The organism is Bartonella sp. CR84HXZ, from assembly GCF_042194535.1.
Classification (GTDB): domain Bacteria; phylum Pseudomonadota; class Alphaproteobacteria; order Rhizobiales; family Rhizobiaceae; genus Bartonella; species Bartonella grahamii.
In genome coordinates this window covers 1-10,998 of the sequence record NZ_JBHIMY010000024.1, presented here as the reverse complement: position 1 = coordinate 10,998, position 10,998 = coordinate 1, and the positions used below count along the sequence as shown (strand labels likewise).

At 39.1% G+C, this 10,998-nt stretch carries 7 protein-coding genes; all 7 read right to left on the bottom strand.

Features of this window, described 5'->3' with window-relative positions; translation table 11 throughout:
• Positions 1–7 precede the first annotated feature (7 nt).
• Positions 8–1,372, bottom strand: coding sequence for an MFS transporter (locus tag ACFIKD_RS08310; RefSeq protein ID WP_375636696.1), 1,365 nt, complete (start codon positions 1,370–1,372; stop codon positions 8–10).
• A gap of 642 nt (positions 1,373–2,014) precedes the next feature.
• Positions 2,015–3,184 carry an MFS transporter gene (locus ACFIKD_RS08305; protein ID WP_375647724.1) on the bottom strand — a complete coding sequence of 390 codons (1,170 nt, stop codon included), beginning with the start codon at positions 3,182–3,184 and terminating at the stop codon, positions 2,015–2,017.
• Positions 3,185–3,903: 719 nt separating this feature from the next.
• Complete coding sequence (locus ACFIKD_RS08300; protein ID WP_375636693.1) at positions 3,904–4,377, bottom strand: hypothetical protein; 474 nt, start codon at positions 4,375–4,377, stop codon at positions 3,904–3,906.
• Between the two features lie 1,310 nt (positions 4,378–5,687).
• On the bottom strand, positions 5,688–6,842 hold the full coding sequence (locus ACFIKD_RS08295) for an MFS transporter (protein ID WP_375636689.1): 1,155 nt from the start codon (positions 6,840–6,842) through the stop codon (positions 5,688–5,690).
• 511 nt (positions 6,843–7,353) lie between these two features.
• On the bottom strand, positions 7,354–8,592 hold the full coding sequence (locus tag ACFIKD_RS08290) for a DUF2087 domain-containing protein (RefSeq protein ID WP_375647722.1): 1,239 nt from the start codon (positions 8,590–8,592) through the stop codon (positions 7,354–7,356).
• A gap of 10 nt (positions 8,593–8,602) precedes the next feature.
• Positions 8,603–9,277, bottom strand: a complete 675-nt coding sequence (locus ACFIKD_RS08285) for a hypothetical protein (protein ID WP_375647721.1) — start codon at positions 9,275–9,277, stop codon at positions 8,603–8,605.
• Positions 9,278–9,471: 194 nt separating this feature from the next.
• The gene (locus ACFIKD_RS08280) at positions 9,472–10,674 is read right to left on the bottom strand and encodes an MFS transporter (RefSeq protein ID WP_375636684.1); all 1,203 of its coding nucleotides are present in this window, start codon (positions 10,672–10,674) and stop codon (positions 9,472–9,474) included.
• Positions 10,675–10,998 lie beyond the last annotated feature (324 nt).

The window sequence follows — 10,998 nt, the reverse complement described above, 5'->3', positions numbered from 1 at the left end:
AAGCATATCATAAATCGGAGCCCTTCTCTTTATGCGATAAGGAGAGTGCGAGGCAAAACAGTAAAAATGCAGCGATAGAGAATATAAAGAATATGAGATATGTTTGATTGAGGGAAAGATATTCCTCTGTCAGCGAATGGATCAAAAAGCCAGCGAATACACCCCCCAAAGCTCCGCCTATTTGCTGTAATATGCGTGTGATAACTGCTGTATCTTTGACGTATAAACTGTTGACATATTGGATAGGGGCGGAAAGGCAGACAATGGTGGTGATGCCAAGCCCTATGCCTCTTAGCAAGAATCCAAGCCCATCCATGCTTATATTATAGCCGAAGCATAATAATCCAAAGCTTGATATCACCAAACCAATTCCTATCATGAAAAAGGGAGATTTTTCTTTCCATTTTTGGTAAATAAATTTCCTTCCGATCCATGCACCCACTCCTTGCAAAGCAAGGACTGCGCCGATGATGAGAAGGCTATTTTCATGGGCTTGTTCCATGGCAACGGCTAGTGGGAAATAAACGAGGAAGCTATAAAAAAGAAATGAAGCAACAAGCCCCATGATCATGAGTAATGTATAGCGCACATTTTGAAATCCGCTAAAGACGATTAATTTGTTTTTTGCTTTCTGATTAGAAACAATGAACAATATGAGAGATATCACCGCTATAAGTGCTAGGATATATACGGAGGTGTTGTTCTTTATATTTCTGGCTTCTGTGAGATAAAAAAATGAAATAAGCGATATGAAAAACGCTAAAAATGCAAATAAGTTAAATTTTGTTTTTGTTGTTTCGTTGCTCTTTAAGTGTTTCGCTCCAATGGTGAGCGCCAATAAAATGAGCGGAATATTGATAAAAAATAACAAACGCCAAGAGACATACTGAGCAAGTGAGGCACCCACCAGCGGACCAAAGGCAGGAGCGAAAACTGTTGGTACGGCTATGGTGCCCATGGCTTGGCGCACTCGTGTCTGTCCAAATTGTAAGGCAATGATGGTTTGGCTAAGGGGCAGCAAAAGACCGGTCCCGAAACCTTGAACGATACGGGCAGATATAATGGTTGGAAAATTATAGCTTAATCCTACCCCCAGTGATCCAAGCATAAAAATGAAGCTTGCAAGAAACCAAGTTCTTTTGATACCTATTCTTCCTTGCACAAAAGCTGCTATCAACAATCCTGGCACGGTGGCAAGAAAATAGGATGTTACAACCCATTGTATATTATTTTCCTCTACTGAAAGATAAAAAGCAAGGTCTGGAAGGATGACATTAACAATGCTTCCATCCAGCAAGGGAAGTATGCTGGAAATAATTACGGTATATATGACATACCTTTCTGATTTGGTATAGGAATCCACCTTTTGCATGATCATGCTCCCTACAGATATTCTTTAAAATATTGGTCCTGCTCTATAAATTACAGGCTTTGAGAATTAATACGCGTTTGTGATGGCTTTAATATGGGGATGAATGTGATTGGAAGCGCTGATGGTCCCCCCAAAATGCTTCTCTTGTGTACAACCCCTCTTTCTCCAAAATGAAGCTATCAGTTAAGCTGATCTCAATGAGTTTATCGAGGAGTCTATTCGTCGTCAACTCACTTTGCATGTTTGAAAATTTGAGAGAATACTCTGCATGATCAGAAAGGAATAAATGCATTGCGTATTTATTTTTGTATTTGTTCCATTGTTTTTCCATGATAATGTTTTAAGCCTTTAAAGTCTGGACAATTCTGATGCTTGTGGAAGAGCTTTTGGGGGCAAAGTTATGAGAACGTCAATGTTATGATGATTATGGCTGTTTATTCTTGCTATGGATGGCGCTGATGATCTTTTTTCGTAAAAGATACATTATGATAAGCAAAAAGAAAGAGAGAGTTTTGCTTCATATAAGTGGAGAGGGGGGTATTTTTAGGTTTGTCCGAAATTGTCATCTCGATATCGTTGAGTGATGTGCAATCAATCATGGCATGATGGGGGGTGAAGAGGATAATATGCTTTTTCATCAACTTACCTTTTTGCTGAATTTTTGAGTGTGAGGAGAGAGAGGAGGGCGGTACTGAGAGAGGCAATACTCAAGATCTGCCAAACCGATAATCCAAAAAATTCTTGGTTGTAGAAGAGGGAGCCAAGATAACTTCCTGCCATGCCTCCGAAAGCACTGGACAAGCTCATGATTCCAAATGTGCTAGCGATTAAGCGTTCATCTATATTTGTGGCCTCATAATCGAGGCGTATGTAGATCACGATTTCAGCAAAGGAAAAGAGGATGATCGCGAAGAAGAGGTAAAAATAAGAATGCTCAAGAGCGTGGAGGAGGAGGAATGAGATTCCAAACAAAACAAAGGATAATACTTTGGGCGTTTTGGAGTTTTCTTTACATGCCCATTTGGAAACAGACATTTGGAAAAAGATCACGATGAGAGCATTCAAGACAAAAATAAAAGAAGTAGCACTTCCTTCAAAAACCTGATCACTGAATACAGGTATGGTGCTTTCGAGTTGGATATAAAAAAAGGTAAACAAGAATATAAAAAGCGAAACGCCAAGCATGGTCTTGTTGGTGAGCAACTTTCTAAAATCAGAAAAATTTATTTTGTCCAATTTGTTAGTATTAGATCTTTCTTTTAAGGTGCAGTTCAGAAGAAATAATAAAAAAAAGATCAATCCAACGAAACTAAATAATAAGGAGGGGAGCATTTTAAAAATCAACATTCCAAGCAAGGGACCGATAGAGACCCCTATATTAACAAAGACTGATCTTGTTGCTAAGGCATCCACTTTTTCAGTTCTCGAAACATTTCTTACTAAAAAAGATTTCGCAGCAGGAGTGTATAGACTGCTTCCTAAACCAATGAAGGCGCAAGAGAGGAGGAGGATATAAAAATTATGCGTAAAACCAATGATGAGATAGCCAGGGATTCGTGTTGCTAGACCTAAAAGCATTGTTTTTTTTACATGGACATAATCGGAGAGCAACCCTCCTAAGAGAGAGCCTGCCTTTTTGCACAAAAAAGCTACTCCGATGATGATTCCAACTTCTGTTGTACTGAGAGAGTTAAGTTTATTTAAGTAAATCGCCAAAAAAGGGACAACCATAAATATCCCAATATTGCTCAGTAAAGTTGTTATGAGGATGAGTTTTATGCTTGCCTTGAAAGTGAAGAATTTACGCACCATTTTATTTTGCCACCACAAGATTTACTTTTTTTGCTTAAGAAAGTGCATTTAACAGAGCCGTTTCTGAACTTGTTCCTGAGGTCAATAAAATGTCAGCGCACGCAGATTGCTCTCTCAAATTCAGAGTTTTTCCCTGTAAGGGAATGGGTAGAGAATAGCTTGTTTGCTCCTTGCATGTTGCAAGCGCATTTGCTGAAATTTACCTGTTGTTTTGCATAGACAAGTGCTTGACCGATAAAGGTTTGGGGATCAGTTCTTTTTGAAATAATTTAGGTTCTCTTCCTAGTGCACATTCTAAAAATCCTTTGTAGATATTGGTGTTAAAAGTTTGGCAGAGTGCTTCACCAATTTGCACGCCTCTTAAGCGTGGATTTATTCAACAACTTTAAAGAAGTTCCCTTCAGTGATGATAAATTCCGTATGTGCAAAGCTCCCATGATAGGAAACAGCTGCTAGGATATTTTTAATCCCTTCTTCTATTCCCTGTAATTGTGCAATGTTCTTGTCTAAGGGAAAGTTGTTGCAAGTCTCTTAAAGTCAGGCATGTCTGACATGACCCTGCTTGAGAGGGCGAGAAGCTTTGTTTTCCCTCGATAGCTAATGGTTTTAGCACTGTAGAGTGTGCCTGTAAAGAAGGTCTCAATGAGATTTTTTTTGAGGGAAGTATGGTTTTTTATAAATTCCATGATTGCGGTAAATTCCGTTTTATTTTCTGCAAACTATACGTTTTTTGAGTTTGTTCCCTGTGGGTCTTTCAGAATGACAGGATAGGAGAGCTTGTGTGTGGCTTGGAAAGCCTCACTTTCAATAACAGTTATTTGTCCTTTTGTGAGACCTTTTTCACAGAGGATTTTTCTTAAACAAGCTTTGTCTCTACAGATATTTATCGCATAGGCATTTTGGGTTTTATATCCCAACTGGGCGGAGATTTCGTTGACACTTGTCGCCCACGTGTCTGTAAGATTGAGAATGCCACTAAAGTTTTTTAAATTTTGGCAATAGGTTATCATTTCCGCATGATGAAATGTATCGCGTTCAATAACACTGAGATGCACGCTTTTAATATAATCCAGTTCATAAAAATAGAGATCTTTATTATGGGTGAGGAGGTGTAAGTGAAGTGCGAGCGTTTCTGCTGCCTCTATAAGTCTAGCCAAGTCAAAGGTTGAGGCTTCCACCAGTACAAAATGCATCTCTATCTTCTCTTCATGGGAATTATTTGGTGAAAAAAGCCGCAAAAATCGTTTGTTTATCCCCTTCAAAATGCGATTATGACAAGGACAACTGTGTTGATGGACGTTGAAAAAAATGAAAAAGCGCGTATGGGGGCAATAATAATCAAGCGCAAGAACGCTTGTGGGAAGTTGCAATCTTAGCTTATTTAATTTCCACTAAATCACTATCAGGCACTATAGGATATTGAGAAGTTTGAAAAAAGGATTTTATTTGGGGGGGGTATTTTTTCAGAGCTTGAGGAGCGAACAAATTGAGATTTCCGCATAAAGCAAATATGGAAAAATTGCGCTTTATTGATACCCTCTTTTATCAAATAAGAGGATGAGAGCGATGATAAAAGAGCGCTTCTTTTAAGGGTGTGCAGGTGAATTAATGAACAATAAAACTCTATCCACCCGTGTTCAAATTTTTTCACGATAATGCGTTGCATGGTCTTTTGCCGAAAGAGTACAATCTTGAAGATTCAAGACATTTGTTAAATCGTGAATAGAAGTTAAAGCGCCCATAATATTATAAAAGGTTGGTGTTCTTCCTTTCAGGTGTAAGGTATGTTCGTGGTGTTCCACAGTTATATGATTGATCCTATGCAATATGAACACTCTCACCTGTGATGCGCTCAAGTAATGAAGCATCATCAGGATAAAAAAGGATACTCTTCATTCATTGTTTTTAGGCATCATTTTCAGGATGTGTTTTCGCTTGAATGTGTCCTATAAAATGTAAACATTACTGTTTGTCTAAAAAACATTGGCAATCTTGTAACACTGGAATCCTATTGGACCAGTTTCTTGGGTGGTAAAGCTAAGAGGCTTAATATGCAATTCAGGGATTATGTCTTTTATTTTCAACACAGATTTAAGCTTGAAAGGCTTCTCCAAGAGAAAATAGGTTTTTTGAGAGATTTAATTTTTTTCTCAAGATATGGTAATAAGTTTATCCGCAAAACTTGGTAGGCATATGATGGTATCGATAGAAAATTCTTCGATAGCTGAATTCAAAGTCTCAAGATCAACCATAGAGGCGAATGGATAATATGTTATTTTAAAAAGGTGACAAACTTCATGGGAAAACAAAAATCCGCTCCATAATCCTTTAAGCTGTGAGGCAATTGGCAATAGGGCTTACAGAACAATCTTTAAAGACCGTTTTGAGGTTCTTTGCCGCAGAGTGTGTTACAGCCCCATAATTGAGTGATTTATGGCGAAGTGTTTTGGGTGCTCTTGTTGTGCTACTGGTTTTCAAAAATGATATGTGACATGGAAGCTGCTTATTTTTTAGTTTGTATGAGGCACAGGCAAGAGGCAAAGGCGGAGGCACCAACAATCATGCAAAAGATGAAAGCGATATGACTGTTGAAATAGCTGATGATCCATCCACTTGTCCATGAGCCGGCGGCTTGGCCAATATTTGAAACAACAAGAATATAACTAAAAAGAACACTGGCAGAGAGGGATACGGTTGTTTTCCCTGCTTGATAATATATTTCTGGAACCATGACAGATTCATAGACACTGTAGGCAATTAATGCGGTTACAGCGGTAAAGACCCCACCCATGAGGAAAAATGAGGAGAAACTTCCCATAAAACAGAGCAGATAAAAAGTTGCTTTATCGGAAAGGGTGAGATGTTTATTGATTACTCCCTGCCAGATACAAATGCTGATGCCAACAATTGAAAAGAAAATTCCACTATAAGGGGCGAGATTGCTGTCAAATTTATTGAGAAGTGTTGTGGTGGTGATGAAAATTCCCATGAGAAATGTACAAAGCAAAGCCGTGACCAGCAAATAAGCAATAGAACGATTATGTATTATTGTTTTTAAAGAAAAAAGAAGAGCTTTTTTTGTTTTTTTATCCTTTTCAAGAGATAATGTTTTATGCGGGTAATGATAAACAATTTTGAGAGATAGAACACAAAGATACAAACCAAGGAGTGCAAAAAAAGCCATTAAAAAAGTTGATGCGTTATATTTTATGGCAATCATTGCAACAAGAGGGGCAATAACGACCGCAGCGTTTTGAAAAAACGAATAGAGAGTTAATGCGCGCTTAAGAGCACTTCCCTTGAGATGTTCTGATAAAATTTCTCTCAAAAATGGCTTTGAAATTGCTTTCGAAAAAGCCATTAAGGTAAAAAAGGTCAACCATGCAGAAGGCATGAGCGATAGGATAACGCATACAAAAGCGCTACTCCTTAAAATAAAGGCGGTAGCCATTAAGAGTTTACGAGAAAGTCTTTCTAATAAACTTGTTGTGGTTACCATGAGAATGCTTTCAAGGATTACCGACCCAGAGAGATAAAACGCAACATTGGCAGCAGTTATGAGAGAAGAGTTTCCAATCAGAGGGAGTACAAAGAAAAAGGAAAATTCAGAAAGAAAAACTGTGCTATAGATGAAAAAAGGAATTTTATTTTTGCCCATGGAATTTCCATAGAAGTGCCGTTAAATGATCAAATACATTTTGTTGTATCTGTTGAGGAAGTTTTGTCAGCCCTGTTTCCGCTGTGCACATTTCGTTGAAATAGTCTCTTTATCAATTCATCAGTCAGTCCACTGCAAGAATGTTATTTTTTGTTTGTCTACGATGTTTTTAGAAATATCGAGCATGATTTGGGTTGAGTAACAACACTGTTTCCTGATGTTTGCGCAATAATCGGTAAGATCATTGAGACCTTGATCCCATATCTTCTTCTGGTGATTTTGACTGTTTCTAATCCTATTTGATAACCAATTGGCACCCCGTATTCTTGCTTTTCCATTGTATCCTTTATAAAGGGGATGTACTAACCCCTCCATAGATTGTCAACATATGAATGAGATGAATGATTTTATAACCTTTTAATGAAATTATATTTTTTTAGTGGAAGGTTATTCATTCTCTTGAAATATAGAAGAAAAACGATAGAGTTCGCTAACATTTTTCAATTCTCTTTTAGCGCATGCGTTGATATTTGCCTCCATGGCGTTGTAAAAAACCCCTCTCAACAAGAGTGCGTCGTAATCGGGCAAAGTCTATCGTAAAGAGGTTGCATATCTTGGAAACTTCCGTTTCGCTATAGATTTTTTCCTTCTGAAAGGCTTGTGCAATTTTTGATAGCATCTCTTCTGTTTCTAAATGGCGGTCGCTTAAATTTTCCCTATTCCGCTCATGTTTATTTTCTAGCATTTTCCACAGTGTTTCTTCGGCTTGAAATCCTTCTGTTGTGTTGTGAATAAGTCCGAGGTTCAAAAGGCGATTGATGGATTTGTGAATGTTTTTCGCATCTGAATCGACATGTTTGAGGACTTCGGAAAGATTTTTCGCACCAAGGATAATGGCGGCATAAACAGCGCGCAGTGTAGGTGAGGTCATGGCAGAGATTAGTGAATTGCGGGTATCGCGTTTGCGAAGGGTTTCTTTTCCCATGGGCAAAAGATCATTGCGAATGGGCAGTTCATTGATTTCTATGAGTTCTGCTTGTAGCGATTGTGCGCGTACAATTTGTTCGGCAGAGGTGCGTTTGCGAATTATCCCCAGACCACTTTGGCGATATTTGTGGTTTTCGGGGAGTGTTAAAGCCTCATAGGAGCCATCAAGCCGATAGAGGATTTCTTCCCACAAAGGAGTTCTGACACTTTGACCCCGTTGTGCCCCATTGAGAGCAATTGTTGTTGTCATTGTTGGTTCATGCAAACAAAGATAACCACCAGGAGTGATTTGTTCCCAAAGGGTTATAACAAATCGCACATCATCTGCTGGAGTTCCAGCATCGATCCAAGCAAAATCTATTGGTCCCCAAGATTTGAGGGTGCTTTCATCAAGAGAGAAGAAATTCTCATTGATAAATGTTACAGTATCTTTTTTAATGCCATCTTTAAGAAGTTCTTGCCATACTTCTTCTGCTGATTGACCTTTGGCTGTAAAATCATCAATTGTAATCAGTTGTGGTTCGTAATTTTCAGGAATTCCTGAAGGATCAAGCAAAGCTGTGCGCTCTTCCCAAGTGGAGGATTCTAAAAGCTTTTTATCTTGTTGCCATGATAATTTCGCTTTTTGAAGTGCTTTTGCGATAAAGCGCGTACTATCACCAGCACCGATTTCAATGACTGTGCGCGGTCTTGCCATTTGAATAAGCGCATGGATAAGTTGAGCACTATTTTCTGTTCCCATGCCAGGTCTTATCAGCTGCATCTTTTTATCCTTATAATTTTATCAATCGCAGCATTCCTGCTTTTACAAAAAACTTTATTGAATCCTCTAGCGGATATTGAATACGTATTGGTGTGGTGGCTTGCTTCAAGAGATGTTTTGTTTTTTCATGAAGCCGGATTGTACGCCCATTGAGTTGATTAATGGCAAGAGTGCCAAGAGAAGAATCTATGATAATACATGTTGGCTCTCGTAAAAGAGCGGTTGCATCATTTTCTGAAAATGCTTTTTGATCTGTTTTGATGAGACCGTGTCGTAAAAGTGATATCAAAAGACTTCCAGAGGTAAGAAGAGTACCATTGAGTTGTATTTCTCTCAGTGATTGGACAAGGCAGCCTTCACGAAGTGCTTCAAATGTGGGAAAGTCGAATCCGCCAAATGCCGCTCCTTTTGTAGAAACAACGGTTGCAGGTTGTATTTGCCGTTTTCCAATTAAAGCTGGTTTATTTCTCGTTATCTGTACGTCCTTTACCCATTGAACGCGTGATAAAGGATTGAGTTCACGTGGATAGACAGCGAAAGAATTGATGGCTATGGGTGGTGTTGGTTTTTGCAATTCAAGTGTATGGGAGCTCTCATGACAATCATGTCGCATATAGTCTGCCAGTTGCCACACATAGCCGCCTGTTCCATTGTAAAAGTTTAAGCCTATAGGATCTTGTTGCATGATGTTATTGTTTTTTTGCTTTAAAATATCAAGTTTTGGGGAGGGTTGTTAGTTGCTCTACATTAAAGAGTGGTTTATCAAAGTCCTATTGGGTTGGTATGGGGTTGCATGAGAGATACAATGATTTGATCAGGTGGTGATTGTCATGCCATTTTTGGGGCATTGTTTGCTGGCTGGACAAACAGCCGAGTCCACTAACCATTCTCAAATTCTCTCTGTTCCTTTTTTTGTACGGCACTGTTCAAAATAAAACCTAATATGCCTGCGATCATTGTGGCGATGCCGATGACAAAGAGTGTGTATTGTGTGTGATGAACATGGACAAAACCGGCTCCTATAAAGCCAAGGCATACGGATGTTTGTATGATGAAGAGATAAGCGGGCATTTGACTGTTTCGCTGTTCTTTTTGAATGGCTTTCATCATAAAACTTGCCATTAGAGCATTTTGTACGCCGTTTGCACTCCCAAGGATGAAAAATGACAGCATCATCAGCCATATGAGTTGTGTGAGGGAAAAGCAGAAAATTGCAAATCCAATGATTGTAGCGGCAAGTGATGCACCAGCGGCATTGCCAAAGCGATGAAAAAGGCTGGAGAAACAGAGTGGACCAACCACGAGGCCAAGACTTACCATGCTTGTGATTATCCCATAGGTTTCAGCGCTTAAGTTGAGATCGGTACGAATGCGGACAATCGATAAGACGTTGAGAGCAGAGGTGAGGATGATGGTAATGATGAGGGGTGCAAGAGCATAGACAACATTTTTTTTACGCAAGAGGCCTCTTAAGTCTAGCCCTTTTTTGCTTTTTTGCGTTGTGTTTGTCGTTTGTGTATGAATTTTTAAACTTTTAAAACAGAAGAGAGTGATAAAGGTGGCAAAAAGAACCATGATTGACAGCGCAAACAATCCTTTTTGCCCGTTTGATATTCCATACAACACCCCCCCTAAGAGTGGTCCAGCAATGTAACCAAGATTACGAACTGTTTGGATAACGCGGTTTATACGGTCTAGTTGCTGATCATTGTTTGCAAATTCTGGGACGGAAACGAGGATTGCGGACCAAAAGATTGAACCAGCACAACCCAGTGCGAAAGAAAGTGCAATATAAATCCAAAATTGGTTGGCGATTGCAGCTGTGGCTATAAAGAGTGCTTCAAACAATAAAACAATGGGTACTGTTCGTGCTGGTTGGAAGCGATGCAAGAGGCGTGGTGCAATTGGTCCGGCAAAAATTGCCCCGATAAGCCCTGCAAAAAGGAGCATTGAAATAGAAGCTGTGCTTTCTGCTAAGTGGAGAGCAAATGTAACTTGCGCTGTTTCATCGGCAAAGCTGCTAAAGCCCAAAACAAGGAAAAGTCCTATTTGGACGAAAATCATGGATTTTTTCTTTGTCACAGTGCTCCTCCCCAAGATGCTAAAGGTACAATTTTCTTCTGCGTATTTATGGGATATCCCGCGCTTTGTCTAGTTTTTCTTGATAATCAGTTGAGAAAGGAAGTTTACAGAGCTCTCTTCAAAATAAGCACAATGCCTATTTGCAGCGATGAGCAACTCCTTATGTTTTTTGAAAGGGGAGTATTGAAGGATTATAGACTGGCGAAGTTATCTGATATGAGAGACAATGATACAAAAGAGCAATCAGGAAATTTTGCAAAAAAAGCTGCATCATGTGTGCAGCTTTTTATGTGTTTGCTTTAGAGGTAGAAGTTTTAAAGCATG